Annotated in this window: 26 protein-coding genes; 14 read left to right on the forward strand and 12 right to left on the reverse strand. The window is 68.4% G+C overall.

Features of this window, described 5'->3' with window-relative positions:
• Positions 1-8: 8 nt before the first annotated feature.
• Entirely contained in the window at positions 9-1,217 is a 1,209-nt protein-coding gene (locus A6A27_RS16300; protein ID WP_073835473.1) for an NAD(P)/FAD-dependent oxidoreductase, read from the reverse strand.
• A 269-nt stretch (positions 1,218-1,486) separates the two neighbouring features.
• Here A6A27_RS16300 and A6A27_RS47460 point away from each other — a divergent pair, with 269 nt between their 5' ends.
• Positions 1,487-1,717, forward strand: a complete 231-nt coding sequence (locus tag A6A27_RS47460) for a helix-turn-helix domain-containing protein (RefSeq protein WP_443189974.1) — start codon at positions 1,487-1,489, stop codon at positions 1,715-1,717.
• Between the two features lie 108 nt (positions 1,718-1,825).
• Here A6A27_RS47460 and A6A27_RS16310 read toward each other — a convergent pair whose 3' ends face one another.
• Positions 1,826-2,539 carry a DUF6082 family protein gene (locus A6A27_RS16310; protein WP_143194021.1) on the reverse strand — a complete coding sequence of 238 codons (714 nt, stop codon included), beginning with the start codon at positions 2,537-2,539 and terminating at the stop codon, positions 1,826-1,828.
• Between the two features lie 630 nt (positions 2,540-3,169).
• On the opposite strand from A6A27_RS16310, the gene A6A27_RS16315 reads away from it, so the two are divergent.
• A complete protein-coding gene (locus tag A6A27_RS16315) occupies positions 3,170-4,021 on the forward strand; it encodes an alpha/beta fold hydrolase (protein ID WP_073835475.1) in 852 nt (283 codons plus the stop codon).
• A 128-nt stretch (positions 4,022-4,149) separates the two neighbouring features.
• Here the strand turns inward: A6A27_RS16315 and A6A27_RS16320 are convergent, their stop codons facing one another.
• Both A6A27_RS16320 and A6A27_RS16325 read right to left on the reverse strand, forming a co-directional pair.
• A complete protein-coding gene (locus A6A27_RS16320) occupies positions 4,150-4,662 on the reverse strand; it encodes a phosphotransferase (RefSeq protein WP_073835476.1) in 513 nt (170 codons plus the stop codon).
• 157 nt (positions 4,663-4,819) lie between these two features.
• Positions 4,820-5,713, reverse strand: coding sequence for a methyltransferase domain-containing protein (locus A6A27_RS16325; RefSeq protein ID WP_083672644.1), 894 nt, complete (start codon positions 5,711-5,713; stop codon positions 4,820-4,822).
• 281 nt (positions 5,714-5,994) lie between these two features.
• Here A6A27_RS16325 and coaD point away from each other — a divergent pair, with 281 nt between their 5' ends.
• Positions 5,995-6,444: a pantetheine-phosphate adenylyltransferase gene (gene coaD / locus A6A27_RS16330; protein ID WP_241825283.1), complete on the forward strand. Its 450-nt coding sequence runs from the start codon at positions 5,995-5,997 to the stop codon at positions 6,442-6,444.
• A 268-nt stretch (positions 6,445-6,712) separates the two neighbouring features.
• Here coaD and A6A27_RS16335 read toward each other — a convergent pair whose 3' ends face one another.
• Positions 6,713-7,669 carry a sulfotransferase family protein gene (locus A6A27_RS16335; protein ID WP_143194022.1) on the reverse strand — a complete coding sequence of 319 codons (957 nt, stop codon included), beginning with the start codon at positions 7,667-7,669 and terminating at the stop codon, positions 6,713-6,715.
• Between the two features lie 840 nt (positions 7,670-8,509).
• Here A6A27_RS16335 and A6A27_RS16340 point away from each other — a divergent pair.
• A complete protein-coding gene (locus tag A6A27_RS16340; RefSeq protein WP_198940322.1) occupies positions 8,510-9,010 on the forward strand; it encodes a hypothetical protein in 501 nt (166 codons plus the stop codon).
• A gap of 207 nt (positions 9,011-9,217) precedes the next feature.
• On the opposite strand, the gene A6A27_RS16345 is transcribed toward A6A27_RS16340, so the two are convergent.
• Positions 9,218-9,952 (reverse strand): phosphotransferase enzyme family protein, encoded by a 735-nt coding sequence (locus tag A6A27_RS16345; protein WP_073835477.1) that lies wholly within the window; start codon positions 9,950-9,952, stop codon positions 9,218-9,220.
• 421 nt (positions 9,953-10,373) lie between these two features.
• Here A6A27_RS16345 and A6A27_RS16350 point away from each other — a divergent pair, with 421 nt between their 5' ends.
• The 3 genes from A6A27_RS16350 to A6A27_RS16360 are packed head-to-tail and all read left to right on the forward strand — an operon-like array spanning position 10,374 to position 12,834.
• Positions 10,374-10,835 carry a GntR family transcriptional regulator gene (locus tag A6A27_RS16350; protein ID WP_073835543.1) on the forward strand — a complete coding sequence of 154 codons (462 nt, stop codon included), beginning with the start codon at positions 10,374-10,376 and terminating at the stop codon, positions 10,833-10,835.
• Positions 10,832-11,758 carry an ABC transporter ATP-binding protein gene (locus tag A6A27_RS16355; RefSeq protein ID WP_073835478.1) on the forward strand — a complete coding sequence of 309 codons (927 nt, stop codon included), beginning with the start codon at positions 10,832-10,834 and terminating at the stop codon, positions 11,756-11,758. Before A6A27_RS16350 ends, A6A27_RS16355 begins: the two co-directional genes overlap by 4 nt.
• A complete protein-coding gene (locus A6A27_RS16360) occupies positions 11,665-12,834 on the forward strand; it encodes an ABC transporter permease (protein WP_241825284.1) in 1,170 nt (389 codons plus the stop codon). Before A6A27_RS16355 ends, A6A27_RS16360 begins: the two co-directional genes overlap by 94 nt.
• A gap of 135 nt (positions 12,835-12,969) precedes the next feature.
• On the opposite strand, the gene A6A27_RS16365 is transcribed toward A6A27_RS16360, so the two are convergent.
• A complete protein-coding gene (locus A6A27_RS16365) occupies positions 12,970-13,899 on the reverse strand; it encodes a DUF1062 domain-containing protein (protein WP_338013288.1) in 930 nt (309 codons plus the stop codon).
• Positions 13,900-14,129: 230 nt separating this feature from the next.
• Between A6A27_RS16365 and A6A27_RS16370 the strand changes: the two genes are divergently transcribed.
• The 3 genes from A6A27_RS16370 to A6A27_RS16380 are packed head-to-tail and all read left to right on the forward strand — an operon-like array spanning position 14,130 to position 16,036.
• Entirely contained in the window at positions 14,130-14,501 is a 372-nt protein-coding gene (locus A6A27_RS16370; RefSeq protein WP_073835481.1) for a YciI family protein, read from the forward strand.
• A gap of 43 nt (positions 14,502-14,544) precedes the next feature.
• Entirely contained in the window at positions 14,545-15,771 is a 1,227-nt protein-coding gene (locus tag A6A27_RS16375) for an RNA polymerase sigma factor (protein WP_143194023.1), read from the forward strand.
• A gap of 40 nt (positions 15,772-15,811) precedes the next feature.
• Positions 15,812-16,036 (forward strand): hypothetical protein, encoded by a 225-nt coding sequence (locus A6A27_RS16380; protein WP_198940323.1) that lies wholly within the window; start codon positions 15,812-15,814, stop codon positions 16,034-16,036.
• Between the two features lie 63 nt (positions 16,037-16,099).
• Here A6A27_RS16380 and A6A27_RS16385 read toward each other — a convergent pair whose 3' ends face one another.
• Entirely contained in the window at positions 16,100-16,873 is a 774-nt protein-coding gene (locus A6A27_RS16385) for a maleylpyruvate isomerase N-terminal domain-containing protein (RefSeq protein ID WP_073835483.1), read from the reverse strand.
• A gap of 197 nt (positions 16,874-17,070) precedes the next feature.
• Between A6A27_RS16385 and A6A27_RS16390 the strand changes: the two genes are divergently transcribed.
• Both A6A27_RS16390 and A6A27_RS45920 read left to right on the forward strand, forming a co-directional pair.
• On the forward strand, positions 17,071-18,084 hold the full coding sequence (locus A6A27_RS16390; protein WP_073835484.1) for an RNA polymerase subunit sigma-70: 1,014 nt from the start codon (positions 17,071-17,073) through the stop codon (positions 18,082-18,084).
• 290 nt (positions 18,085-18,374) lie between these two features.
• Entirely contained in the window at positions 18,375-18,830 is a 456-nt protein-coding gene (locus A6A27_RS45920) for a DUF6069 family protein (RefSeq protein ID WP_241825286.1), read from the forward strand.
• Between the two features lie 422 nt (positions 18,831-19,252).
• Here A6A27_RS45920 and A6A27_RS16405 read toward each other — a convergent pair whose 3' ends face one another.
• The 4 genes from A6A27_RS16405 to A6A27_RS16420 all read right to left on the reverse strand — a co-directional run bounded on the left by A6A27_RS16405 (position 19,253) and on the right by A6A27_RS16420 (position 24,906).
• Entirely contained in the window at positions 19,253-21,763 is a 2,511-nt protein-coding gene (locus A6A27_RS16405; protein ID WP_073835485.1) for an ATP-binding cassette domain-containing protein, read from the reverse strand.
• Between the two features lie 67 nt (positions 21,764-21,830).
• Complete coding sequence (locus A6A27_RS16410; RefSeq protein WP_073835486.1) at positions 21,831-22,997, reverse strand: substrate-binding domain-containing protein; 1,167 nt, start codon at positions 22,995-22,997, stop codon at positions 21,831-21,833.
• 42 nt (positions 22,998-23,039) lie between these two features.
• Positions 23,040-23,960 carry an ABC transporter permease gene (locus A6A27_RS16415; protein ID WP_198940324.1) on the reverse strand — a complete coding sequence of 307 codons (921 nt, stop codon included), beginning with the start codon at positions 23,958-23,960 and terminating at the stop codon, positions 23,040-23,042.
• A gap of 130 nt (positions 23,961-24,090) precedes the next feature.
• Positions 24,091-24,906 (reverse strand): SDR family NAD(P)-dependent oxidoreductase, encoded by an 816-nt coding sequence (locus tag A6A27_RS16420; protein WP_338013289.1) that lies wholly within the window; start codon positions 24,904-24,906, stop codon positions 24,091-24,093.
• A 41-nt stretch (positions 24,907-24,947) separates the two neighbouring features.
• Here A6A27_RS16420 and A6A27_RS16425 point away from each other — a divergent pair, with 41 nt between their 5' ends.
• Both A6A27_RS16425 and A6A27_RS16430 read left to right on the forward strand, forming a co-directional pair.
• Positions 24,948-25,802, forward strand: a complete 855-nt coding sequence (locus tag A6A27_RS16425; protein WP_198940326.1) for a carbon-nitrogen hydrolase family protein — start codon at positions 24,948-24,950, stop codon at positions 25,800-25,802.
• Between the two features lie 20 nt (positions 25,803-25,822).
• Positions 25,823-26,797, forward strand: coding sequence for a cyclase family protein (locus A6A27_RS16430; protein ID WP_073835488.1), 975 nt, complete (start codon positions 25,823-25,825; stop codon positions 26,795-26,797).
• The last annotated feature ends 31 nt before the right edge of the window (positions 26,798-26,828 follow it).

A 26,828-nucleotide genomic window follows, 5' to 3' on the forward strand; every position in this document is an offset into this window, starting at 1 on the left:
GGATCACCCTAGGCGGCTACGCCGACCGCCTTCTTGGCGGACGCATGCGGCGCGGCGGCCAGGCGGTGCTTGCGCTTGGGCAGGCCGAAGGTGGGGTGCGAGGTGGCCCACAGCGAGATCTTGAGGATGCCCGACTTGATCCGCGCGGCCGTTCGGCCGCCCACGTACTTCGGCTTTGCTTGCGCTTCGTTGTCGACCAGCTGCAGGATCCCGTCCCGCCGGCCGAGGCTGATGTGGTTGCCCGGGTAGACCAGCTTGGTGTTCGCGATCTTGCGGCCGGTCAGGCGTCCCACGATCGCCTCGATGGCCTGCTGGCCAGTGAAGCCGGCCGAAGCGCAGGACATCGGCAGCGGCCGGCCGTTGTCGCCGATGGCGTAGGCGCTGTCGCCGGCGGCGTAGACGTTCGGGTGCGACACCGACCGCATGGTGCGATCGACGACGATCCGAGCGTTCTCGGTGACCTCCAGCCCGCTGGCGGCGGCGATGGGGCCGACGGCGAACCCGGCCGTCCACACGGTGGCGTCGGACGCCAGGGCGGTGCCGTCGGCGCACAGCACCCGTGTCGCTTCGACGGCTTCGACGGTGGTGTGCTCCAGGACGGTGATGCCCAGCCGGGCGCAGGCCTGGCGCAGGTGGCTGCGGGCTCCGGCGGAGAGCCGGGCGCCCAGCCCGCCGCGGGCGACCAGCGCCACCGACAGGCCGGGCCGGGCTTCGGCGATCTCGGTGGCGGTCTCGATGCCGGTCAACCCGTCGCCGACGACCAGCACCCTCCCGCCTTCGCCCCGCCTGCCCATGCTGTCCAGGCGCTCGCGCAGGCGCAGCGCCGAGGGTCGGGCGGCGATGTCGAAGGCGTGCTCGGCCACGCCGGGGACGCCGCGGTCGTCGCCGTGGCTGCCGAGCGCGTAGAGAAGCGTGTCGTAGCCGAGCTCGCCGCCACCGTCGGCGTCGGCCACGGCGACGACCTGACGCTCGGGGTCGACGGCGGTGACACGGGCCAGGCGCAGCCGTATCCCCGTGCCCGCGAAGACGTCGGCGAGGTTCGGAGCCTTGATCTCATGGCCGGCCGCGAGCTCGTGCAGCCGCAGCCGCTGGACGAAGTCCGGCTCGGCGTTGACCACGGTGATCTCGGTGTCCGCCGGGGACAGCCGGCGGGCCAGGTTCCCGGCCACGTGGGCCCCGGCATAGCCGGCGCCAAGGACGACGATGCGGTGCTTCATGTGTTGCTCCTGTCGGTTCGCTTGCTTCCGTGAGTTGAGCGGAACGGCGCCCCGATTGCTGACAGGAACTGCATGTGGCACGGGTCACAGAGCGGCGGGAGCGCCGCCCAACGACGCCTCGCGACGTCAGGCGGCGCAGATGCAGGCCGTGCTGAACGAGGCGATCTGATGCCGATCACCGTCGACATCGACGTCATGCTCGCCAAGCGGAAGATGTCCGTGGGCGAACTCGCCAAACGTCGACATCACAACCCGCCAACCTGGCCGTACTGAAGAATTGCCCCGCCAAGGCCGTCCGCTTCACCACCCTCGCCGCACTCTGCGAAGCCCTCGACTGCCAGCCCTGCTGCGATGGGAGACCGCGGACTCCGCGGGCGCGTAACGGCCACGGTCACCGAGGCCTCGCGTGGGCCGTGATGCCATCCCGATGGGCCCTCGTCACGGACAACTCCGCGCCGCCGACCAGGTGGCTGCGAAGCGGGTGCCGGGCGCTGCAGTGAGCCGACTCTGGACACAAGATCAGACGCACTACTTTCGGCACGACAGGCACTCACGCCGGGGCCACCAAGTGGCGACGGGTGCACCGCCAAGCTGTCACAGTAGCGGCCTCATCGTTCGCGGCGTTGCCGGCGGTCAAGTGCGAGCCCGATCAAAAGGCCCACGCCGGCGCCAAGGAGGAGACTTCCCGCGGCGACGCGGCGCGATCTCTGGATCGGGACAGTAACCGGTTGCTCGGGTTCGATGCTCGCGCTGTAAACAACAGCTGGCTCCTCGGCAATCGCCGGCGGACCTGCTGCATCCGCCCGGCGGTACTCGTCGTCAACGATGGCGACGAACCGGCGGCCTCGTCGATTCGTCGCAGCAGAGGCAACCCAGGCTTCCCGAGCCATCAGCCAGTACCGCCTCGCAGACTCGCTCTGGAACATTCCAATCAACATGTCCCTGAGCCACGGCTCCGAGATCTCACCGACGTTGTAGCCCATGGAAGCGTAGGAGAACACGAGGTTGGTGTAAATGTGCCGCTGCTGCGCTGCCCGGCTTGGCAGATCGAGCGGCCCCCAACATGGGAGGTACGTTTGGAGGTCGTCCAACTCCATGCGGATGAGATCGAGATGGAATTGGCGCACCGCTTGGATCTGGCTAGCCTTTGCCTGCCTGGCTTGAATGGAAACCGACACAGCCACGGCTCCCAACGCTAGGGCCGAGAGGACGGCCGAGACTGCACCGTACGTCTGTCCAATCTCGCTGCGCCGCGACCAGTCCGAGATGTCGAAGGTGTTGAGCACGCCGAGCAGGAACGGCGACAGAATGACGATGGCCAAGGTAACGAGGACCGCCGCTATGATCGACAAGGGTCGCGTAGTGCCACGGACGCTCCCCGCGTGGAACCGGCTCCGCGCGGCCTGTCCACTCTGTGGTCCTGTTACCTCGGATGCTGGCACCGCATCTCCCTTCCCTGGCGGATCAGCGTAAGAGGAAGATCAGCGTAAGAGGAAGCCGTATCGATGGGCGAGAGCACGCACTCTCTTCGACAGTTCAGGATGCCCGCTCGACTCAGCAGCCAGCTACCGACCGTGACCGCTCTTGATCAGCCAGCACGCACGGACGGCGGCAGATCAGGATGCCGGACTCACCTGATCACCTGCACCTGCGGTCTGCCGGGCGAACTCGAATGGTGCTTGCTGCCGTTTGGAGCACGTACCACAACACTGCACTCAGGGCACCGCTTGGACGGCTGCGGAAAGCATCGTCGGCCATGCCCGAGCCCACCGTGGCTTCCCGTCGTGCCCGATGATCACGTCGCTGCTCATACGTGTTCTCCTGTTCGGCTGCGGCGACAGGCCGAGGGCAGGGAGAGTCGCTATGGCAGAAGTCCCAGGAGCGACGCAGACCGGTGGGCCGATCGCCGATGGACCAGACAGTCTGAGGGCGCTGAAGGAGGAGACCATCAGATGAGCGCCGAGGCGGTTTCGCCGATCGCTACTTACTTCCGAGTCTGCGACGGGGTGCGGGTGAGGTTCGCCGACAACAGAGCAGACTCGGATATCACGGTTCTGCTGCTGGCGCCGTGGCCCGAAACCCTTTGGGCCTTCCGTCGCATCTGGCGCCGCGTCTCAGCAGTCGGGCGGGTCGTCGCCATCGACATGCCGGGATTCGGCCATTCCGATGGCCGCCCGGGACTGATCGCACCGGACACTTCGGGAGCGTTCCTGGCCCGTCTGATCGACGAATGGGCCCTCGGGTCTCCTCATATCGTCGGTCCGGACGTCGGAACGGCAGCGGCGCTCTTCCTTGCGGCGAGCACGCCGGAGCGAGTGACGAGCTTGACGATCGGGAGCGGCGCGGTCCGCTTTCCGATCGAAGCGGGCGGCTCACTCAAGAACATCATCGAAGCGCCGAGTCTTGACGTCGTGCGCGGGCTGGATGCCAGGGCCAACATCGGTCACGCGGTCGAGGCGGGCGCCGCAAGCGACAGCGAGCCCGAAGTCCACGAGGACTATGTCAGCGCCTACGACCTCGGGCGCTTCGCCGAGTCAGCTCGCTTCGTGCGGCATTACCCAGAACAGAACCGGGTCTTGCGCGACCTTCTCCCGACGATCGCTACGCCGACCCAGATCCTCGCCGGACGCGATGATGACCTCGTGCCGTGGTCTAACAACCAGTACCTCCACGACCTCCTTCCTAACAGCGAGATTCATCCTCTCGACGCCGGTCACTTTGCGTGGGAGCAAGCACCCGAGGCGTATGGTGACCTGGTCGCCGAGTGGGTCAGCGGCGGATATCGGCGCGTCGGGGCGAGCTAGGCGAACTCCCCACGGGCAAAGGTCAGTCTGACCCGCGCCGCTTCACCGCAAACGCAAGTTTGAATGCAGATTGGTCCGATGCAAGTCTCGCCGCAGCAATCGCGCGGGCATCGGTGGTGACAACCAAATCACAGGCGTTCTGGAGGCCCACGCTGGAAGGTGTCGTCGTCGGCGATTACCGAACGTCCAGGGCGAGCTGGAGGACTTCCATGTCCCGCACATCCGCGCGGGCCGCGTCCAGCCGACGGAGACGGTGGTCGACGGCTTCGAAGGTAGGTTTCCCGGGCCGCGCCGGTGAAGGTCCAGAGCGCCGGAGCCACGTCCGGCGCCGGATCGCCGAGACCGAGTGCGCCGAAGTCGATGACCGCGGCCAGCCGGCCGCGGTCGGTGATCAGGTTGCCCGGTTGCAGATCACCGTGGATCCATACGGGGTCCCGGTCCCACACGGGAGCAGCCAGACAGACGTCCCAGGCCGCCTCGGCCGCGGTCACGTCGAAGCCGTCGTCATGCTCGGCGAGCCGGGGCAGCACTCGGCGGACGGCTTCATCGGCGTGGCGCAGGGCGGACCCGCGGGTACCCGGTGGCTTGAGCGGGCCGCCGGCCGGCTCCACCCGGTGCAGGGCGAGCACGAAGGCCGCCACATCGCGGGCGGAATTAACCTACCGGCAGGGGCCGATCTTCGAGGTCTCACGCCCACGGGCGGGAGTAGTTCGGTCAATCCTTGGTGGCACGCTCGGCCGCGGCGCGGTCGCTCGCCACGATGAGGTCGAGCAGGTTGGACAACGCCAGGATCCGTCCCTAACCAAGTGTCGGCGGGTGCTCTGCCGGACGGCGTCCCCAGGACGAGATCAGCGGCGCGAGAGTCAGGTCGAGTTCGCCGGCCTGGATGGCGGCCAGGTGCGCGTCGATCTCGGCGTCGTCGGCCAACCCGGCCGCGAGCAGCTCACCGCGCACGTGCCGTATGGTCGCCGCCTCCAACCGGTCACAGGCCAGCCCGCCGACCGGGAACGAGCCCACCGCGGCGACATCTACCAAGCCCGCCTCACGCAATGCTCGCGGCAGCGTCCGGCCGTAGCGCAGGTCCGCGCCGCGGCGCGTCAGCAACTCCCGGACCGCGTCGCGCAGCCGGTTGGCCCGCCGCTGCGCAGGGCCGCTGTCGTCCAGGCACGCCAGTGGCTGCAGAGCGGTATCGGCGTCCTCGACCAGCAGCCAACCGCCGGGCCGTAGCGCTGCCGCCATCGTGGCCAACGCTCGAGCCCGATCGGGTACATGGACCAGCACGAGCCTGGCGTGCACCAGATCGAACGTCCCCGGCTCCGGGGGCGGATCAGCGGCGACGTCGTGCTGGCGCACCTCGTACCCGTCGCCTGCCTTCAGCCACGACAGGTCGATGTCCGTCGCCAGCACGTGCCCGGTCGGACCGACGGCCGCCGCGAGCGCCTCCGGGATACTGCGGCCACCAGCCCCCACCTCCCAGCAGCGCGAGCCAGCCCTGACCCCAAGCCGATCAAAGTGCGCGCGCGTCACACCGTCGAACAGCTCGGCCAGCCAAACGAATCGCTCGCCCGCCTCGGCGCGCGCGTTGTCCAGCAGGTACCCACGGGCGGGTGCCGACTCCCCACCGGGCACGGTAGCCACGCCGGTCGGATCCAGTCGGCCACCGACGTCCGGCAGGCGAGGCGAGGAGGTCATCACCACATGGTCAACCTCCCCGGGCAACCAGGACACGACGACGAGAGTGGGACATCTCACACAGCCAGCGAACCCGAAGGCCGTACAGCACCGTCCGGGTGCGCGCTCATCGGCAGTTCAGGATGTCCGCTCTTGATCGGCCAGCACGCACGGACTGCGTCAGATCAGGCGGTGGTCGGCGGTGACGACAAGGCCCACCGTCCGGTCGGCACATGTACGACTGGGATGATCGTGGCCATGTGGTTGGAGTCGCGGTGACGGCTACGTCGGACCGTGGAGCAGTGCCGGTACACGGTTCGCTGGCGGTCTATCCCGGTACGTTCGATCCGTTCACCCCGGGGCACCGCGACCTGGTGGCCCGCGCCCGGGAGATATTCGACCAGATCATCGTGCTGCTGGCGGTGAGCGCCGACAAGCGACCAACCGCCGAAGCCACGACCAGGGCCGTACACGTGCGCGACGCCATGCCGGCAGCCTGGGGCAACGTCGAGGTGGACACCTGGACCGGCCTGACCACCGCCTACTGCCTGCGCCGCCGCGCCACCGTCATCGTCCGCGGCCTCCGTACGGCCACGGACCTACGCCACGAGTACCAACTCGCCGCGATGAACGAGCAACTCGGCATTCAAACCGTCTGGCTGCCGACCCGTCCACAGCTGGCCGCCACCTCGTCCACGGCCGCACGCGCATACCGCTCGGCACAGTCGGGCCCGTCCGTCCCCGAACGCTGAACAGTGACCCCACAGGTACTGGAACGGTGACAACGCCTCAAGGTGGGATGCACTCTTCTCGACAGGTCCGGACGTTCCTCCGGACGCCAGTGGTCACGATCCGTAACGCTCGGATAGCGGCAGAAGCGTGCACCCGCCCAGAAGCGCGGGCTCAAAAGACGGCCGGAAGTTAGGAACGAGTGGTCTGCGATGCGGTTGGGCTGAAGCAGCTTTTACCGGGCGATCGAGGGGCGCGACGCGACGTCGTCAAGGTGGAGAGCCAAAGCCGTCACTCATATCCCATGGCCGGGATGACCTTGCCGAGTTCTTCTTCGATGAACTCGCGGGTTTCATCGTCGAATTGGTTGGTGCGGTTCGTCAGCTTGTGCGCCTGAAACGTTGAAGAGGTGGCGAAGTCGTCGACGTCGAGCCGTTCGAACAGGGCGCGGCGCTGCCCAGGCCAGTCGACTGCGAGATCTTCTGCTTTCACCTCGATGTATCGCCTGCCCGTCAGGTCGACCGTGTTCTTCCAGGTGAGCCATCGGTGGTAGACCGGCTTGAGGTAGGCCAGCGCGCCGTCGACGGTGGGCGGTGCCCATGGCTGGGCCAGGTGGGATGCGAGCACTGAGACCGGGTGACGCTTGATGTGCACGATGGTCGCTTCGGGGACCAGTTCCCAGAGGAACTCCATGCACAGCAGGTTGAACGGTGTCTTCTCGCACCAGGTCGGCTTGCCCGCGTCGGCGGCTGCTCCGCCGAACATGGTGTCGATCAGGCCCCGCAAGATTCCGAGCAGTTCGCCCCGGTCGCTGAAATACCTGGGAAGTACCCGCCGGCGGCTCAGCGGCTCGAACGGCCCGGCAGGCCGGTCGGCGTTCCCGAAGCCCTCCGCGGGCGCAGGTTCGTCGTATGTGTCCGCGATCAACTGCGGCCACAGCTGTTGCACCGCGTCCCGGTAGCGCCGCTCGCCGACCAGCTCGGGAACGGTTTTGCCGCGATCGTCGCGCCGACCCGGCACCCGTACGGTGAGGAAGTCGCTCAGCCGGCGCAGGGCGTCCTCACCGACGGTGGGGTCGTATCGATCGGTGAGCGCGTCGGCCAGGTCCCGCAGGCCACCCGGATCGATGAGAAACCGGGTCTCCATGGGAATCCGATGGATCAGCGGATGTTCGCCGATGATGTCAGCGATCCGCGACGTTCCCGAACGACCCGTACCCGCAACGAAGATCGGTGAGGGGAAAGACACGGCGAGCAGTCAAACTCTCAGCCCGGCGCCTGTGCAAACCATTTATCCCCTTCACCCGCCGCTACGGGCCGGACCCACACCCGCCGCGCCGAGTACGTGCCGGACGGCCACCTCCAACAAGCGCGCAACGAATTATCGAAGCTTCCCGACGCGCCGCATCCCTCACACACTAATGCACTGATCTCGGCAGTTCAGGATTCCCGCTCGACCCAGTGGCCAGCTACGGATCGTGACCGCTCTTGATCGGCCAGCATCCACGGACGGCGGTAGATCCGTGCATCTGTCACGGCCAGGGATGAGGCCGCAGAGACGCTCCGGCGGACCGAACACAACCGCGCCGATGTACCTTCCGCGTGTGGACCGCGTTCACCTTGCCCGCATCCTGCACCAGCCCGACAGCACCCGGCCCAGTAATGCGAGTCGGCGAATCGCCAACGCTCGTCGTGCGGTGGCTCGGCGGGCGCGGGCTCGCCCGCGAAGTACGCCGCCAGCTCCGCGTCGCCTGCCCCGGCCAGCCAGCGCTCGGCCGCGCGCAGCGCCTCGGGGGACGGCACCGAGCCGCACGTTCCAGCACGCCCAAGAGCAGCTGATAGCCCTGCATGAGCGGCCACGGCAGGTCGGCGACCGGCCATAGGGTGCCGATCACGCATCCTGCGCCGGCAGGCAGGAAGCCTGCGGGCAGGCCGACCGTCTCGTTCGGCAGCCGCCGGACGTCAGTCACGGCCGTCTGGCATTCCCGATATCCGCCGCTTGCCACCGGATCTGATGAAACCCTAAACGCGGGGAGTGCGGTCGCGAGCCCAGGAGAGGCGGCATCGGGATCACGGTGAACGGCTTCTGATGCGTACCGCGTTGATCGTGTTGGCCACGCTGGCGGCGGCCGTGGTCGTGGACCTGGTCGCCCGCGTGCTGATCCGCCGGGGTGCCCGTGGCCGCTACAAGTGGCTGCTGGAGCCGCTACGGCACGCCTGCCGCCGCCCGGCGGCCGCGGTCCTGCTGGCCGGGGCGCTGTACTACGCGCTGCCGCCCGGACCGGCCGAGTGGCAGCGTTATCTGCGGCACGCCATCCTGCTGGTCCTGATCGCCGTCAGTGCGTGGCTGGTGATCAAGGCATTGCACGTTGCCGAAGCGGTCGCGTTCAGCCGGCTGCCGAGCGATTTGCTCACGAGCCGGCGGGTCCGGCGGGCCCGGACCCAGATCCGCCCGGTGCGGCGACTCACCGTGGCCGTCGTCACGGCTGCGTGGACAGGAGGCCGTGTCGTTGCACCGATGGCCACGCGGTCGCCGACATCGTGTGGAAGACCCGCGGATGGCGCGCGATCAGTTCCTCGACGTCCATGACGGTCATCATTCCGGACGTCCACGACTACGGGCCATCAGGGATCCGGTCGACGCTTTCCCATCACCTGGTCGACAGGTGGCCTGCAGCGCTGGTGCCCCTCTGCGCTATGCCTACGCCTGTCGAGACAACAGCCACCCTCCGTAGTGACCGACTCGCGGCAGATGTGCGCACTCGACCGCCGATAACCCCACTCCTCGAACGCGTTCTCAGACCGCTCGAACTTCGGCGAGCCGCCTGACTGCGTACTCGTCGTCCCAGCAGACGGCGGCTTCCCATGCGGCCGACGCTTGCCCGGCGATGTCGAGCGCGCCGTCGTCGAGGCCGGCGGCGTTGCCGGGCAGCACGAGGTCGAGGTCGGGAACGTCGATGTGCGACTCGTCCCAATCGATCAGCCCGACTTGACTCGCGGTCATGCGCACGTTGCCAGGGTTGTTGGGGTTGCCGTGGACGACGCATGTCTGACGCCCGGTGAGCCGCGCCCACGCTGCCCGGCATCGAGCAACGCTCTCCGGGGGCATCGCGCCGAGGTCGATCTTCGTTCCGGTCTCGGCGTGCAGGAGGTCGGTCGACGATCGCCACCCTGGGCGCTGCGGCCAGGCCTGCGTCAGCCGATGCAGCTCGCGGAGCGTGCCGGCGACGCGGCGCCAGTCGGCCTGCGTCTCGGGCGGTCCGCCCTCCAGGTAGGTCATCACCACCAGACCGTCGGCGAACAGCCGGCCGTCCGTAGTCGGGATCGGGACCGGCACGGTCAGACCTTCACGGTCGAGGTGTTGGAGGAGTGCTGTCTCCCACGCAAGATCAGCGTCGCTCCTGGTGCCGAGACGACCGACCGCGAGGTGCCCGTTGACGCGCACGCTCCACACGTCGTTGGCGACTCCGCCAGCGAGCGGTTCGATGCGAGCGACGTCTTCACCCCATTGCCCGAGCGCCTCCCACCCCACTGGCCGTATCTTACGGGGTTCCGAACATCACTGTTCTCGGCGCGAGGGGGCGCTGACCGGGCGCGCGGTCTGCGGCAGATCCGGACGCCGGGATCGCCCCTCGCGCGTCGTCGAATACTCCGCCGGACGGTTGTAGGTTCTCAGTGATCTTGGCGCCGTGGATCGCTGGCGAGTTGCCGGGTTGCACGGCTGTCTCACTGGCTTAGCGCTGGTTTGTCTCATCGATCTGGCGCTTTCCTCGGTCCGGCATGTGTTAGTGGCGGCCAGCCGTTTGATCCTGCCGTCCAAGCTTTGAGTTCGATTGATTCGTCGTAGCCGACCCGCCGCTCGCGCTGCCCTTGCCGTGCGGGTTAGTCGGTGTTCTACTGTACCGGCACAATCGGTGGGCGCAGGCGGATACCAGATGGAGGGGATATCGGACGTGATCACCTTTCATGTCGACCGGGCTGACAGCGTCCCTGCATACGCGCAGCTGATCAGGCAGGTGCGCGAGGCGCTACGGATGGGACTACTGCATCCCGGGGACCAGTTGCCCACCGTGCGCAGCGTGGTGACCTCGTGCACAGTCAACCCGAGCACGGTGCTGAAGGCCTACCGCGAGCTGGAGCTGGCCGGCCTGGTCGAGGCGAGGCAGGGGTCGGGCACCTTCGTCAGCGGGACGCTGGGCGATGCGGACCCCCATGTCATGGCCCGGTTGCGTAGCGGCCTTTCCCGGTGGCTCGGTCAGGCCCGCGAGGCAGGGCTCGAGGCCGAAGATGTCCAGGCGTTGATCGCCTCGGTGATCACAGAGGACTCACTGCGCCAGGCGCAGGCCGGCAACGGCCCGCCGCAGACGGAACCGGTGGCGCGTGCCGCGTTCGGTAAGGAGGGAGACGCCGCATGAACGGCCAGTCCATCGCCGTGGAAGCCCGAGACGTGAGCAAGCGCTACGGCAACGTGTGGGCGTTGCGGGAGTGCAGTTTCCATCTGCCCGCGGGCCGCATCATCGCCCTCGTCGGCGCCAACGGCGCGGGCAAGTCGACGCTGATGAGCATCATCAGCGGCATACTGCCGGCCACCTCTGGCTCGCTGTTCGTCAACGGACAGGCCGTGGTGAGAGGCATGGCCTCCGGTAACGGGGGAACGGCCGACGCTGGGAGCCGGGTCGCGATCCTGGCACAGGACAAGCCCCTCTACCGGGACTTCACCGTGGCCGACATGCTGCGCTTCGGACGGTCCACCAACCACGTGTGGGACCAGCAGCGAGCGCTGTCCTGGCTGGAGCGCTTCGACGTGCCGTTGGACCGCCGCTGCAGCAAGCTGTCTGGAGGCCAGAAGGCACAGGTCGCACTCGCGGTTGCCCTGGGGTCCCGCCCGGACGTGCTGCTGCTGGACGAACCGCTGGCCAACCTCGACCCGGTGGCCCGCACCGAAGTAACCGCCGAACTGCTGGCCGAGACGGCCGACAGCGACATGACGGTGATGCTCTCGACCCACATCGTGGCCGAACTCAGCGGCGTCGGCGACCACCTGCTGCTGCTCGACGCGGGCCGTCCCGTGCTGACCGGCGACGTCGAGCAGCTGCTCGCTCGCCACCTCCGCTTCACCGGACCCCGAGCGGACCGGCCGCCGGCCCCCGGCACGATCCTGCAGGCGCAGCACGCGGGCCGGCAGTCGGCCTTCGTCATCCAGCTACCCGACGCAGCAGTCGCGCCCGCCATCGTGGCACCCGGATGGACCGCCCAACCGATCTCCCTGGACGAGCTGATTGTCACCCACCTCAAGGCGTCACAGCGGGCGCGAAAGGATCTGGAGGCAGCAGCATGAGCGCGCTCACCCATCGATCGCTGGCCGCGAACCGTCGGAACAGACGCGAATCCACCACCCGCCGCGCTGGCGGCGTCGCCGGCATGGTCTGGCTGACCTGGCGCCAGCACCGCTGGACGCTGCTCGGCTCCCTCGTCCTGACGCTCGTGCTCGTCGGCTGGATGACCTACCTCTCCATCGACATGATGAGTCTGTACCACCAGTGCCACGACACGCGGTGTCCGCCGTACTCTCCGCAGTACGCGGCGCTCTTCGCCGACTACGGCCCGATCTTGCAGGCCGAGATCCTGGCGCTGGTGGTGCAGTACACCCCGCTGCTGATCGGCGTGTTCATCGGCGTTCCGGTACTGGCCCGCGAGCACGAGCAGCGGACGCTGCTGCTGGCCTGGAGCCAGGATGTCTCCCCGGTGCGCTGGCTGTGGACCAAACTGGCCCTGCTCGGCCTGTTCGTGGCGGCCCTCGGCGCGGCATTGGCCGCCGTCACCGACCATCTTGCCCACGTGCACGCCACCATCGTCGGCAACAGCCTGTTCGGCGACAGCGTGTTCCCGGTCACCGGAATGCTGCCGCTGGCAAGTAGCGTCTGCTGGTTCGCGGTCGGCGTCGCACTCGGCGCCGCCATCAGACGTACGCTCCCCGCCATATTCGGCATCATCGCGGCGTTCATCGGCGTCATGCTGGGCATCCAGTGGCGCTACCCCACCCTGATGAAGCCACTGTCCCTCTACCTGCACCCCGACCAACCAAGCCCCCTCGTCTCGGACCACAACGGCCTGGTCGTCGACGGCCTCATCCAAATCGGACCCGACTCGGCATCGAACTTGTTCCACTCTCCCGGGCACGAAGTCACGTATGCCGACCTGCTACGCATGTGCCCTGACCTCAGCAATCCATCTGGATCTATGATCCCCGACTGCGTAGCCCGCAACGATCTCCTCACCTACGTGACCTATCAGCCGAGCAGCCGGATCCCCGTATTCCACCTGATCGTCGCCAGCGGCTACCTGGGCCTCGCCGCGGTTGCCCTCGCCGCCGTCTGGCTGATCGTCCGCCGCACCAACCTCAGCGCGGGATGAAGTCCCTCACGCCGGCAAGCGGTTCAAGAGCAAGCAGGGCGCTTCCGACCGTTGCCGCTCCGGAGCCGCGGGGTCAAGTCCCAACTCCCGATCGGCGGCCCGACCCCGTCAGGGTCGGCGATGGAGTCGGGGCGTTCACCTTCGTCGCCGGTATCGGGCCGGCCCTGACCTTTGTTCGCGCCGGGTTATGAGCGCCCGGGCGCGGACGGCTGCGTGATGCAGTCCGGGGCAAGGCCACCTTGCCTTTCGCCCCAGCTCAGGCCCACGGCGGCTCGTAGCCGGACGAACGAGAAATCCCTGTGAGTCCTGCGGTTCGGCGGAATGCCGATCTTGGCACGGCGAGCGATCTCCCCGCGGCTGATGCCCAGCCGCTGGGCGATGAGCTGTTCGGGGCGCAAGGGGCAGGGGCTCGTCGAAGTTGACCGAAACCTGGACGGGCCAGGGGCTTTCGGGAGGGGACGGGGCGAGCAGTTCCCAGCATGAGTCCCGCTTTAGGGCGAACCGGTTGCGCCGGGCGATCAGCGGGTCGAGAAGGACGCGGGCGATGAGGGTTGAGGAGTTGCCGGAGTAGTCCTCCAGAAGGTTCGGATCCAGGTACCGGACCGGGAGGCGATCGGGAAGGGTGTTCTTGCTGGTGCGGTCGCAGGAAACGCAGGCGACCAGGAGCCAGATGTCGGGGAGTTTGCCGTTGGCATTGACGCGGAACTTCCCGTCGCCGATGGCGGCGAGGCCGGAATGGCAGTGGACGCAGCGGAACACGAGCAGGGGAAGGCGCGTGCGCGGAAGGGCCCAGGGCAGCACGATGTGAGGACGCGTAGACATGATCTCTCTAAGAACCTGACGGTAGGCATGGGCAAAGAGCCGACGGCGACGTCGGCGACCGATGCACGGGGAAGGTGTCGGGTCTAGAGAGCAGGCGGCGTCACGCGGGGTGAAGTCCTCTCGTGAGTGGGTCAGAGAAGAAGATCCAGTTACAAGGTACGGCGGGACGGGCTGGCGAGGCGACCCATTTTGTCCTGGTGGCGAGCACTGAGGGGCGGGGTCGGCGAGCCGGGCGTCGACCATGCGCCGGTCGCCTGAGCATCGCCGCCTTCGAAAGTGCGACGTTAAGCTTTCTGGTCAACAGGGCATCCGCATCAGCCGTCGCTCAGGGAGCGCTCTGACGGGCGAAACCGGGGGGCGGAGGGATCGGCCGCGGCGAGAGATTTCTCCGGGGCCGTGTCGATCCGCGGGCCGCTCGTTCGACGTTAGGGTGCGAGGGTCGAGAGGCGGCCCCGCCGAACGAGGAGAACGCGATGCCGAAGTACCTGCTGATCATGCGGGGCACCGACGAGTCGAACGCGGCCATGATGGCCAACATCGACGAGATGATGGCCACGACCCGCCAGTTCATCGAGGAGATGGTCAAGGCCGGCGTTCTCCTCGCGGCGGAAGGGCTGGACGATCCGGGCCAGGGCGTCGTGGTCGACTTCAGCGGCGAGGCCCCGGTGGTCACGGACGGGCCATACGGCGAGACCAAGGAACTGTTCGGAGGCTTCTTCCTGCTCGACGTCGCCTCGAAACAGGAGGCGGTCGAGTGGGCCAAGCGGGTCCCGGCGGCCCGCGGGTCCAAGATCGAGGTCCGGCGGGTGCCCGGGAGCGACGAGGTCCCGCAGGTCCACGAGTGATCGTCAAGGACTGGGCCGGGCGCGAGAGCAACGGCCAGATCTGATGGATACGGCCGATGTCGAGGCCGTCTGGCGGATCGAGTCGGCGCGGATCGTCGCCGCGCTGACCCGGTTCACCGGCGATTTCGGGCTGGCTGAGGACGCGGCCCAGGAGGCGGTGGCCGAGGCGCTGGTGTCGTGGCCGCTCGCCTCTCCGGCGAATCCGGCCGGCTGGCTGATGGCCACGGCCCAGCGGCGGGCGATCGACGCGATCCGCCGCCGGACCGCCCTCCAGGACCGATACGCCCTGATGGCGGCCGACTTGGCGGTCAACTCGACGGTTGACGAAGAAATCGATCCCGACAAGATCGATGACGACGTGCTTGCGCTGATGTTCATCAGCTGCCACCCGGTGCTCTCCCCCGAGGCCCGGGTGGCGCTGACCCTGCGCGTGGTCGCCGGCCTGACCAGCGAAGAGATCGCCCGCGCGTTCCTCGTACCCGTGCCGACCGTGCAGGCCCGCATCACCCGGGGCAAGAAGACGATCGCGGCGGCCGGGGTGCCGTTCGAGCTGCCGCCGGCTGCCGAGCGTCGGGAGCGGCTGGGCGGTGTGCTCAGCGTCATCTACGTGATCTTCACCGAGGGGTCGACGGCCACGTCGGGCGACCGGCTGCTGCGCCCCGACGTCGCGTACGAGGCGATCCGGCTGGCCCGCACGCTGGCCGCGCTGCAACCGGACGAGCCGGAGGTGCACGGCCTGCTCGCGTTGTGCGAGCTGACGGCCGCGCGCTTCCCGGCCCGGACCGGCCCGGACGGCTCGCCGATCCTGCTCGAGGACCAGGACCGGCGGCGGTGGGACATCTCGGCGATCCGCCGTGGGCTGGCCGCGCTGGCCAAGGCATCGACTCGCGGCCTCGGCCCCTACGGCCTGCAGGCCGCGATCGCCGCCACCCACGCGTCGGCACCGTCGGTCGAGGCAACCGACTGGGACCGGATCGTCGTGCTCTACGAGGCACTCGGCCGGGTCGCACCCTCGCCGGTGGTCGAGCTCAACCGGGCCGTCGCCGTCGCCATGGCCTCGGGCCCGGCGCAAGCCCTGGCCATCGTGGACGAGCTGATCGCCTCGGACCGGCTCCCCGGTTCGCATCTGGTCCCGACCGTACGCGGTGAGCTGCTGGCCCGGCTCGGACGGCGACCGGAAGCGCGCGCCGAGCTGGAGCTGGCGGCCCGGCTGTGCGCCAACCAACGCGAACGCTCAGTGCTGCTGCGCAAGGCGGCCACGCTGAGCTGACTTCTCCAGCTCGGCCAGCCGGGACTCAAGCGCCGCCCGGATGCCGTCGATCGCGTCGGCCATGTCGCGGCTGATCCCCGAATCCGGACGGCGGGAGCGCGACGAACCCGGGCCTGACGACGAGGACTTCGTCGTCCAGACGGCCACCACCCGCCCGACCAAGCTCAGCCAGCCCTTCACCCGCTGGTCCATCCGCAAACTGCTCGCCTACCTGCGCAAGGTGCACGGCCGGGTGATCCGCATCGGCCGCGAGGCCCTGCGCTAACCCCGGGCCCAGTTGCGCCCGCAGGAGCGCGCGCACAACCGACATGCGTCACAAGTGCGCGTTTTACGCGTTCGGGTCCCAGTCTGCGAGCTGCTCCATCGGCTCGGTGTCGCCGGTGGTCTCCAGGCCGTCGAGCGGGACGCGCGCGTAGAAGTAGAGGACCAGTTCGCTCGCTGCGCCTCGCATCGCCATGTCGCCCGGCTCCGCGTCGGCGGCGAGGTCGTCGCAGCGGACGCCGTCGGCGTTGAGGGTCAGGCGCCAGGAGCGGCCCTCGGTCGTGTGCAGGTCGATGGTCGCCGGCTTGAACGGCCAGGGGACGGTCGTCGCCGAGACGGTCGTCAGGAACTCGTCGACGCCCTCGACCGCGACGTCCGTCGGCAGCGGCTGTGCGGCCCCCTGGGTGAGCTGGGCGTCGTAGGTGTGGACGGCGATCTCCTGGATCTGGTGCCGGGCCACGGCTCCGCTGGTCTCCGGGGCCTGCGAGCGGCCCCACCAGGTCCAGCAGCCGCGGTCCGGGCCGGCCTCGCGCATCGCGTCGAGCATGAGCTCGGCCGACTCGGCGAGCCAGGCGTCCAGGGCTTCGCGGTCGCGGGGCGCGGTCGGGGCGCCCTTCGGGTCCGTCCTCGCCGGGGGCTCAGCGCCCGGGCCCGCCGCGATGATGGCGGCCTGGCGGCGGCGGCCGTCACCGAGGTGCTGCGCCAGTTCGCGCAGCGTCCAGTCCGGGCAGGTCGGGACCTGGACGTCAAGGTCGGGGGCGGACGCGATCGCGGCGCGGAACGCGGCCGAGCGGTCTTCGATCAGCCGCAGGACCTCGGGGAACTCCAAAATGTTTTGCACCTCGGTTGTGTATCACTGCGCTCCGGCCGCCGGGTAGCGAATTTGTCGGACGAACGCGTCGACAGCCGGACGGAGCGCCGGCGCCGAAGCCCTGAAACTCCGCGCACTGCTCGCCGACGGCCGACCCTGGTGATGAGTTGTCGCGCCCGCGCCCGTCACACGTACAGCGGGACACGACGAGGCGGAAGGATGACGTGATGGGTGCGGACACGCGGCTGGAGGAGCTGGGGGTGAGCGGGTTGGGCGGGAGCGGCCTGGGTGAGGTCGACGAGCCGGCGTTCTCGGGGCTGGCGCAGCGGCACCGGCGGGAGCTGCACGTGCACTGCTATCGGATGCTCGGGTCGTTCGAGGACGCCGAGGACACCGTGCAGGAGACGTTTCTCCGTGCGTGGCGGCGGCGGGAGACCTTCGAGGGGCGGTCGACGTTCCGGGCTTGGCTGTACCGGATCGCCACCAACGCCTGCCTGGACCTGCTCGCCAAGCGCCGCCCGGAGCCTGCGACCGGCGGTGAGGTGCTGTGGCTGCAGCCCTATCCGGACCGGCTGCTCGACGAGCTGCCCGCGGGCGACGCGGACGAGCCGGAGACCGTCGCCGTCGCGCGGGAGACGATCGAGCTGGCGTACCTGGTCGCAGTCCAGCACCTCGCGCCGCGCCCGCGGGCCGTGCTGATCCTGCGGGACGTGCTCGGCTGGCCGGCGAAGGACGTCGCGGAGCTCCTCGGGGATTCCGTCAACTCTGTGAACAGCGCGCTGCAGCGGGCCCGCGCCGGCATGCGGGAGCACCTGCCCGCCGAGCGGCAGGACTGGACCGGCGGCGAGGAGGACACCCGGACGCGCGAGCTGGTGCGCCGCTACACCGACGCCAGTGTGGCCACGGACGTCGACGGGCTCGCCGCGCTCCTGCGGGACGACGTCCGGTTCTCGATGCCGCCCATGCCGGGCCTGTACGTCGGCCGCGACGCGGTGGTGAACGACTGGGTCGAGGACGGCTTCGAGGGCATGAAGCACATGCGCGCCGTCCTCACCTGCGTGAACCGGCAGCCCGCTGTCGCGTTCTACCTGTGGCGGAAGCGGGAGGGTGCGTACCTGCCGCTGACGATCGACGTCCTGCGTATCAGCGGCGGGGCGATCACCGAGATCGTCACGTTCCACGACGACCAGTTCCCGCGGCTCGGGCTACCGGAGCGCCTACCAGCGCAGGGCACGGAGTAGGCCCGGTGTGGACGCGCGCGCCGCGGTGGCGCGCGTGTCGCGGTGGTCGCGGCGCAGTGGTGCGACGCGTTCGTCACCCGCGGGCGGGTGCAGCTGGAGCTGCGCGACGGCGAGCCCGGGCCGGTCCTCGGACGCGACGCCGGGTTCTGGCCCCGTGGCACCGGCGTCCGCGCCCTGCGGACCCCGGCCGTCGCACGGCGAGGGCGCGCATCGTCGCCCCCAGGGCCAGGACCGTCACAAGCCGGTCAACACACCCTGTACGCCAGTTACCGAATGATGGAGGAAAGGACATGGACAGCATGAATGACACCGGGGCCGTCGCAGGCCCGGCATCGGGCCAGGCCAGCCACACCCACCGACTCCGCGGGCTCGCCGTCACCGGCGTCATCGCCACGCTCGCAGCGATGGTGGCCACCACCCTCGCCGCTGCGCTCGCCCAGGCCGTTGGCGTCGACTTCGAGGTGCCCGATGGTGGCGAGACGATCCCGTTGCCCGGGTTCGCCGTCGTGACCGGCTTCTTCTCGGTCGTGGGCGTCGTCATTGCCGCCGCTCTTCTTCGTTGGAGCGCTCGCCCCGCCGAGCGATTCGTCTGGACGGCAGTGTCGCTGACCGCGATCTCGTTTGTCCCGCCCCTCCTCTCGGAGGCAAACACCGTCACCACCACCGTCCTCCTCGGGCTACACCTCGTCCCTGCGGCGGTGATGATCCCCACCCTGACGCGGCGCCTCCGCACCCGGACCGCTTGACGATCCGGCAACGGGACAACGCGCGCCGCAAGGGCGTGCGCGAGCGCACTAGAGATCTTGAATGGTTGGGTTGAGTCGGGCTCCGGGGTGAGGCCGGTGTGGGCGAGGAAGTCGGTAACTGCCGTTGGCGGCCCGGGGTCTCTCGGCGGGCCACCTCTGGCGCGGTCACACCCTCGGCGAACCAGTCAGCCGTCTGATGCCGTACCACCTCTCGTCTGGCCCGCCCTTGCGCGGTCAGGCCGCCAACGTCGGGATACCTCATCCCTCCGGCCCGCAAGAGGCCATCGGAGCGCCGTTACGCAGACATGCCGGAGCGATATCGATCAACCCGACGATCTGTAGTCGGCGAAGCGGCCAGAGGCCGGTGTCGGATCACGTCCGACACCGGCCTTCACCGGACAGATTCTGCGCACGTCCTGTGATTATTCAGGGTTCGAAACGACGGCCTTCGAGGCTGCCCGACGCTGCGCCTGAGCGAACACGCCGGTGGCGGCCAGGGCCATCAGACCAGGTAGCCAGTACTGCCAGGCCTGCGAGAGCTCGGCGAAGACGGCAGTCGTTTGGGTGACCTGGAGCAGCACCACGCCGAGCAGTGCGCCGAAGAAGCTGCCGCGACCGCCGAAGACTGAGGCACCTCCCAGGACGATGGCAGTGATGCTGGCCAGCGTGTAGGACGTGCCGGCGGTGGGGTCGCCGACGCCGATCTGTGCCATCAGCAAGAACGCCCCAAGCAGCGTGCACAGCGCGGACGCGATGTACGCCGAGAGGTACACCGCTCCCACGGGCACACCGCGGCGGTGCGCTGCCTCGTGGTCGGAGCCGGTGCCGCGCAGGCGCAGCCCGGCGAGTGTGCGTCGGGAGGCACGCTCAAGCAGGAGCAGCATCGCGACGCCGGCCAGGATCACCCAGGGGACCGGACCGATCTTCGCGGTCAGGAACGACATGATCGGAGCTGCGATGGTGCCGCCTGGGGTGTCGCGCATGAGCAGCGACAACCCCTGCAGGCCGGTGTAGGTGACCAGGGTCGCCACGACCGGCGTGACTGCGGCGAACCTGACCAGGGCGCCGTTGAGTAACCCGACTGCCAAGGCGAGCGCGACCATCAATGCGATGCCGATGAGCCACCATGTCAGGCCCACACCGTCACGTAGGTAGAAGGAGGCGACGACGACGAGGGCGCCGCAGAGCGGTCCGACCGAGAGGTCGATTCCGCCGGTCAGCATCACGAACAGCTGTCCTGCTGCCAGGAAGATCAGCGGTGCGATCAGGCCCAGCATGCTGGAGATGTTAAAGCTCGACAGGAACCGGTCGCTTTGGCCGATGCCGACCAGTGTGAGCGCTGCGATGGCCAGCAACAGGAATGCGCTGGGGCCCTGCTCGCTGGTCAGCAGCCTGGTCAGCCGGCCGACGCGCCGCTTGTCGGAGCGTGGTGCGGAGGCATCGCGGTTGGACCCGGCTTCGGTCAGTGAGGCAGCGGTGATGGCGTGGTCGGTGACCTCGTCCCCGACGAGCTCGGCGACCACCGTTCCCCGGGAGAACACCAGCACGCGGTCGCAGAGGCCGGCGAGCTCCACGTTGTCGGAGCTCAGCACGACCACTGGCACGCCGGCATTGGCGTGGCCGCGAAGGCGGTGGTAGATGTCCGAGCGGACGCCGACGTCGATGCCCTGGGTGGGCTCGTCGCAGAGCAGCACCGTGGGCTCGGAGAGGAGGGCACGCCCGAGCACGACCTTCTGCTGGTTGCCGCCTGACAGGGTCTTCACGGCGGTGTCTGCCGACGGGGTCTTGATGCCCATCTCGGCGATTGTCCGGCGCACCAGTTCGTGCTCCTGCGACAGCCGGATCACGCCCTTGTTGGCGGATTGTGCAGTTGCGGCGATCGATAGGTTCTCCCCCACCGAGTGGATCGGTGCCAGGCCTTCGACGTGCCGTTCCTGGGGCATCAGCACGATTCCGGAGGCACGTGCCGCCCGTGGGGTGCGAAGATCAGCGGGTTTGCCGTCCACCTGTACGTGTCCGCTGCCGGCGATGGCGCCGCCGAGGGCACGGATGAACTCCCGCTGGCCGTTGCCTTCGACGCCTGCCAGGCCGAGGATCTCGTTGCGCCGGACGTCGACGTCGACGCCCTTCAGTCCGGGGGCACGCAGGCCGCGCACGTGCAACACCGGCTCTCCCAGCGCCTGCGCGCGGTCCGGGAACATCGCGTCGACCTCTCGTCCCGCGACGCGCGTGATGATCTCCTGCTCGGTGACCTCCGCGGCGTTGTAGGTGCCCCGGATCTGCCCGTCTCGCAGGACGGTGATGCGGTCGGCCAGGGCGAGCACGTCTGGCAGCCGGTGGCTGATGTAGACGATGCCGACGCCGGTGGCTGCCAGTCTCCGTATCTGGGTGAAGAGCTGTTCGGTCTCTGCTGCCATGAATGGTTCGGTCGGCTCGTCGAAGATCACTACCTGTGGGTCGCAGGCGAGTGCGCCGCAGATCTCCACCGCCTGCTTTTCGGCGAGGGTGAGGGTCTCCACCCGCGCCTCGGGGCGGATGGGCATGCCCATTGGTTCCAACCGTTTGCGTGCCCATTCGGTCGCCTTTGAGAACGGTGGCCGCTTCCGGGTCGGCACGGAGAGCATCAGGTTCTCGGTGACGGTGAGGTCGGGCAGCAGCGCGGGATGCTGGAACGCGATGGACAGCCCGAGTTCCCGCGCGGCTACCGGCGATACCTCGGTGATCTTTTGGCCGTCGATCTGGATCGAGCCGCTGTCGGGCACGAGGGCGCCGGATGCCACGCTCATGAGCGTCGACTTGCCGGCTCCGTTGCCTCCCACGAGCGCGTGGATCTCACCGGGCCGGACATCGAAGTCGACGGAGTTCAGTGCCAGTACGCCGGGAAAGCGTTTGGTGACACCTTTCATCACCAGCAACGGCGTGCGCTCCACCATGTGGGTCCGTCCTTTCCTCCGTGCCGGCCGCGAGCGGTGTTGCTGTCGCGGCCGGCAGGAGACCTGATCAGTTGTAGATGCGCTTGAACTGTTCGTCGGTGAGGTCAGCGCTGAGGATCGCGCTGCTGGGCAGGCCCGGTTCGCAGCGCGGCTGCTTGCTGGCGTCGAAGGTGTCCTCGTGGATGGGGATGTTGACGATCTCCGGCTCGTCGTTCTTGATTCCCTGCTTGGCGGCGATCGCCTTGCGCAACGCCAGCCGCACCAGCCATGTCCTGCTCGACACGGTCACGGTGTTGAAGCTCTGGTGTTGCTTGTGCAGGCGGTGCCACTCACAGGCGAACCCGTTGAGGTCGTTGGCCGTCCACAGCGGTAGCTTGCGGCCGGCGGAGAGGAAGGCACGGATACCACCGAGGGAGCCGTCACCCGAGTCGGAGATCACCGCGTCGATCTGCGGGTACTTCGTGAGAAGGCCGGAGACGACCCGCTGGGTCTGGGCTGGGTTCCAGTCGGTGTCGATGGGCTTTCCGGGCTGGTTGAGAAGCTTGACGTTGGCGCACGCCTTGTTGGATTCGAGTTCTTCCTGGATGCCCTTCATCTCGGTGGTGCTCTGTGTGTTGCCTGGAGTGCCGCCGAGGAAGATGACGTTCCCGCCTGCGTCACCTAGGTGCTGGCAGGTCCAGCGAGCCCAGGTACGGCCGTCGTTGACCGTGTTGTGGCCGACGAAGGTGGTGTAGTCCTTGCCCGGGGTGCCGCCCGGGTTGGCCGTCCATGGCACCATCGCCACGCCGGCCTGGTATGCCTCGCGAAGCGTGGGCAGAAGGGCCTCGCCCGCATCGGGGAACACGACGATCGCGTCGGCGCCCTGTGAGACGATTGCCTTGATGTCACTGATCGCCTTCTGCGGGTTGTTCTGCGCGTCGGAGTACGGCATGACGGTCAGGTTGGGACATTTGCTCGCTTCGTCCTCGAACTCTGCGCGCGCGGTCTTGCGCCAGGCGTTGTCTCCGGTGCCGTCTGCCAGAGCGACTTTGAGCGGCTTGTCGCCGCAGAACTCGTCGATCGACTTGAGGTCGCTCACCTCACCGACACGTGCCTTGTCGGCGTAGACGTCGGCGGCTTTGCTGCCGCCTCCGGAGTCGTCCGCTGGGGCTGCGCAGGCCGAGGCGGTGAGCAGTGTCGCCATCGCGAACGTCGCCGCGGCGAGGACACGGTTGGTTGCCATGCCGGTCTCCAATCTGAGGAATGCGTGGAACGTCGAGTGATCGGGGAAGCTTCGTCAGCGTCGGTGTGGGCGCTTGCGCAGTCCGAGGAGAGCGGTCACGGGAATCCGGTGCAGCGAGACCGCCAGCGCCAAGACAACGGCCTGCACCAGCAGTTGCATTGAGGTCGGAGCCCCTGCTGCCAGGACGACCTGGTTGAGCTGAGTGAGGAACAACGCCGCGACGGCCGTGGCGAGTGCGTTGCTGATGCCGCCGGCGAGAAGGCTCCCTCCGAGGACCACCGCCGCGATGGACGACAGCTGGTAGGAGTTGCCGAGCAGGATGTCGGGGGTTCGCAGGTATCCGGCCAGCAGCATGCCGGCGAGCGAGTAGAGGACGCCGGCGGCGGCGTAGGCGCCCACTTGGTACAGGCGGGTGCGGATGCCCACGAGGCGGGCGGCATCGACGCTGGCTCCGACAGCCATGAATCTGCGTCCCACCACGGTGCGGCGACGCATCCACTGCACCAGGAGCGTCAACGCGAGGGCGACGAGGAGCAGGTTCGGGATGCCGAGCACCGAACCTACGGAGAAGCTGCTGAAGTCGGGGTTGGCTGATCCGGGGAAGCCCTTTGAGACGGCGAAAACGACACCGATGAGGATGGAGTTCATCGCCAGGGTTGCGACGAAGGCGGCGATGCGGACGTGCACGACGACAAACCCGATGAGCACTCCGGCGCCGGCCCCGACGAGCAGGCCAAGCAGCGCGGCAACAGGCAGCGACACACCCAGCATCTCGGGAACCTTGGTGACGAACACAGCAGCCAGGGCCACGGCACCCGGCACGGAGAGGTCGATGCCGCCGTGCGCGATCACGAGCGACTGCCCCAGCGCGGCGATCATCAGGATCGCCGCGAAGGGCAGCATCGAGGCCAGCGCGGATCCGGAGAGGCTCCCGGGGGCGAGCAGAGGGCTGATCACGAACAGCGCCGCGGCCATGATCCAGACCGTCGTGAACGGGTTGGGGCGCAACATGGGACGCCGGGACGACAGCTTGCCCGTCCGGTCCGGTTGCTGCACGTCGATCGTCATCGAATTGGTCCTTTCACTGCTCCGGGCAACAGGCGGCTCAGACAGCGGTGTAGCCGCCGTCGACGGGCAGGTCGGCTCCGGTGATGAAGGCCGCCTCAGGTCCGAGGAGAAACGCGATCACGCCGGAGATCTCGGCCGGCTCGGCGATTCGCCGCAGTGGATGCGCCGCGATCAGCTGATCTTCGGCCGCAGCGGGATCGGACTGGCTAGCCAGGTAGCCCCTCAGCTGGGCCGTCTCGACCGATCCAGGGCTGACGACGTTGCACCGGATGCCGTGCTGGGCGTAGTCCACGGCGATCTGCCGGCTCAGCTGGACGACCGCACCCTTGGACGCGCAGTACGCCGGCTGTTTGGGTAGCCCGACGTGCCCGGAGATCGATGACGTGTTGACTATCGCGCCGCCGCTGTCCTGCTCCAGGAACGCGCGGACTGCGTGCTTGCACGTCAGGAATGTGCCGGTCGCGTTCACCGCCATGACCTGCGACCACTCCTGCAGGGTGGTCTCGGTCAGGGCGCGGGAACTCATCGTCGCGGCGCAGTTGACGAGCCCCGACAGAGTGCCCCAGCGCTGGCGGGCCTCCGCCACGAACCCCGCAACGGCGGCTTCGTCGGTCACGTCTGCCGGCCTTGCGAGGACATCGAGCCCGCGTCCGGCCAGTTCGTCGGCGGTGCGGCGGACGCCGTCACCGTTGCGGTCTACCAGCAGCACGCCGCTGCCGCGCTCGGCCAACAGCCGGGCGGTGTCGGCGCCGATGCCACCGCCGGCTCCAGTCACGATCACGCCGGTCATGCGGCTTGCTCCTTGAACATGCGGGGAAGATTGACATGCTGCATGCAGCATGTCAATACTCATGCAAGTCGCCTTCAGTTCCGTCCCCGAACGAGGAGCCCCAGGTGGAGACCAAGACCAACTCGCTGGTCAGCGTGGCCGTGGCGCAGGTGCCGTCGGCCCCGGGTGCTCTCGACCGCAACGTGAGCATCACGGCAGCCCACATCCGCGATGCGGGCCACCGGGGGCACGACCTTGTCGTCTTCCCCGAGTGCACGCTCAGCGGCTACATGTTTGACAGCCCGGAACAGACGCGCGCGGCCGCCCTCACCACCGCGGATCACCGTCTGGCCGCCTTGGTGGAAGCCTGCGGCAACGCGGACGTGCTCGCCGTGGTGGGCCTGCTGGAGCTGCAGGGACCGGACGTCTACAACTCGGCCCTCCTGATCAGCGGAGACGGGATCCTCGGCCGCTACCGGAAGGAGCACCTGCCGTTCTTCGGAGCCGACCGGTTCGTGTCGCCCGGCGACGACCGCGCCCCCCGGGTGATCGACACGCCGATCGGTCGCATCGGCCTGATGATCTGCTTCGACCTGCGCTTTCCGGAGTCAGCAAGGGTCCCGGCGTTGCAGGGGGCCGACGTCATCGCCATGCCAACCGCCTGGCCGGCTTCCGCCACACTTCTCGCCGAGCACTTCACACGTGTTCGAGCGGTCGAGAACCTCGTTTACCTGGCGGTGGCCGACCGCGGTGACGAGGAGAACGGCACGACGTACCTCGGCGGCAGCCAGGTGGTCGCTCCGACCGGAGAGGTGCTCGTCCGCGCGGACCAACGCGAGGGCATCTTCGGCACCGACGTGGACCTCGAGGTGGCACGCACCAAGCGGCTCGTCTTCATTCCCGGTGAGTACGAACTCGCGGTGTTCGACCAACGCAAGCCGCAGCAGTACGGCGTCCTCACCCAGACCCCCGAGAACTAGGCCGGAAGAGAGGCACCGACATGTGCGGACCGGAGATCATCACCGACGAGGTGCGCAGGAAGATCGCTGCGTACGCGGCGAAGTTCCGTGAGGTGACGAAGAGCCCCTTCGGGCCCGACGACGAGATCGGCATGCTCAACCTGTTGTCGCCGCAAGCCGCCCGCAAGGCGGTGCAGCGTGCCGACGGGGGCGCCGCGATCGACCTGTCGGTCGACATGTTCATGGGCATGCCTTCCTGGATCAAGGCGGGCGACCCGGCATTCCAGCAGTGGATGACGCACACACCGCCGGGCACGGTGCTCGACGACCTCACCGGGGCAGGCCCAGACCAGAACGAGCTGGTGGCGTACTCGGGCGACGCCGTTTCGATGTACACCCACACCGGCACACACATCGACACCCTCAACCACTTCGGATACCGCGGGAAGATCTGGAACAGCTTCTCCGCCGACCAGCACCTGAGCTCACGCCACTGGATCAAGTGCGGAGCAGACAAGATCCCGCCGATCATCGGCCGTGGCGTACTGTTCGACGTCGCCGCGCTGCACGGCGTGGACATGCTTCCGGACAACTACGGCATTAGTGCCCAGGACCTGCAGGACACCCTGCGCCGCCAGCAGCTGGAGTTCCACCCCGGCGACATCGCCCTGATCCGGACGGGCCGGATGACGCAGTGGCCCGACCCCTCGCGGTACATCGACAACAGCCCCGGCCTCAATCTCGATGGTGCGCGTTGGCTGGCGCGGGCCGGTGCGTCGGTCATCGGCGGTGACAACTCCGCGCTCGAGCAGATGCCGGCCGACGACGACGAGAACTGGCAGGTCGTGCACACCTACCTGCTCGGCGAAGCGGGTGTCCCGATGATGGAACTCGTCGACTGCGAGCAACTGTCCGCCGAGAACCTTTACGAGTTCGCCTTCGTGGGTGCCTGCCTGAAGATCCGCGGCGCGACCGGGGCCCCGATGCGGCCCCTCGCCATGCCCTTCACCTCCTGACGCCCCGACGGCGCCCTAGTACACGAGAAAC

It is taken from the genome of Micromonospora sp. CB01531 (assembly GCF_001905095.1).
GTDB lineage: Bacteria > Actinomycetota > Actinomycetes > Mycobacteriales > Micromonosporaceae > Micromonospora.

Bases quoted from the DNA above. Each gene is read 5' to 3' on its own strand.
- A6A27_RS16300 (WP_073835473.1), bottom strand. From the start codon at position 1,217: ATGAAGCACCGCATCGTCGTCCTTGGCGCCGGCTATGCCGGGGCCCAC.
- A6A27_RS16315 (WP_073835475.1), top strand. From the start codon at position 3,170: ATGAGCGCCGAGGCGGTTTCGCCGATCGCTACTTACTTCCGAGTCTGC.
- A6A27_RS16325 (WP_083672644.1), bottom strand. From the start codon at position 5,713: ATGACCTCCTCGCCTCGCCTGCCGGACGTCGGTGGCCGACTGGATCCG.
- A6A27_RS16340 (WP_198940322.1), top strand. From the start codon at position 8,510: ATGCGTACCGCGTTGATCGTGTTGGCCACGCTGGCGGCGGCCGTGGTC.
- A6A27_RS16355 (WP_073835478.1), top strand. From the start codon at position 10,832: ATGAACGGCCAGTCCATCGCCGTGGAAGCCCGAGACGTGAGCAAGCGC.
- A6A27_RS16360 (WP_241825284.1), top strand. From the start codon at position 11,665: ATGGACCGCCCAACCGATCTCCCTGGACGAGCTGATTGTCACCCACCT.
- A6A27_RS16365 (WP_338013288.1), bottom strand. From the start codon at position 13,899: ATGGTCGACGCCCGGCTCGCCGACCCCGCCCCTCAGTGCTCGCCACCA.
- A6A27_RS16370 (WP_073835481.1), top strand. From the start codon at position 14,130: ATGCCGAAGTACCTGCTGATCATGCGGGGCACCGACGAGTCGAACGCG.
- A6A27_RS16375 (WP_143194023.1), top strand. From the start codon at position 14,545: ATGGATACGGCCGATGTCGAGGCCGTCTGGCGGATCGAGTCGGCGCGG.
- A6A27_RS16380 (WP_198940323.1), top strand. From the start codon at position 15,812: ATGCCGTCGATCGCGTCGGCCATGTCGCGGCTGATCCCCGAATCCGGA.
- A6A27_RS16390 (WP_073835484.1), top strand. From the start codon at position 17,071: ATGGGTGCGGACACGCGGCTGGAGGAGCTGGGGGTGAGCGGGTTGGGC.
- A6A27_RS45920 (WP_241825286.1), top strand. From the start codon at position 18,375: ATGGACAGCATGAATGACACCGGGGCCGTCGCAGGCCCGGCATCGGGC.
- A6A27_RS16405 (WP_073835485.1), bottom strand. From the start codon at position 21,763: ATGGTGGAGCGCACGCCGTTGCTGGTGATGAAAGGTGTCACCAAACGC.
- A6A27_RS16415 (WP_198940324.1), bottom strand. From the start codon at position 23,960: ATGGCCGCGGCGCTGTTCGTGATCAGCCCTCTGCTCGCCCCCGGGAGC.
- A6A27_RS16420 (WP_338013289.1), bottom strand. From the start codon at position 24,906: ATGAGTATTGACATGCTGCATGCAGCATGTCAATCTTCCCCGCATGTT.
- A6A27_RS16430 (WP_073835488.1), top strand. From the start codon at position 25,823: ATGTGCGGACCGGAGATCATCACCGACGAGGTGCGCAGGAAGATCGCT.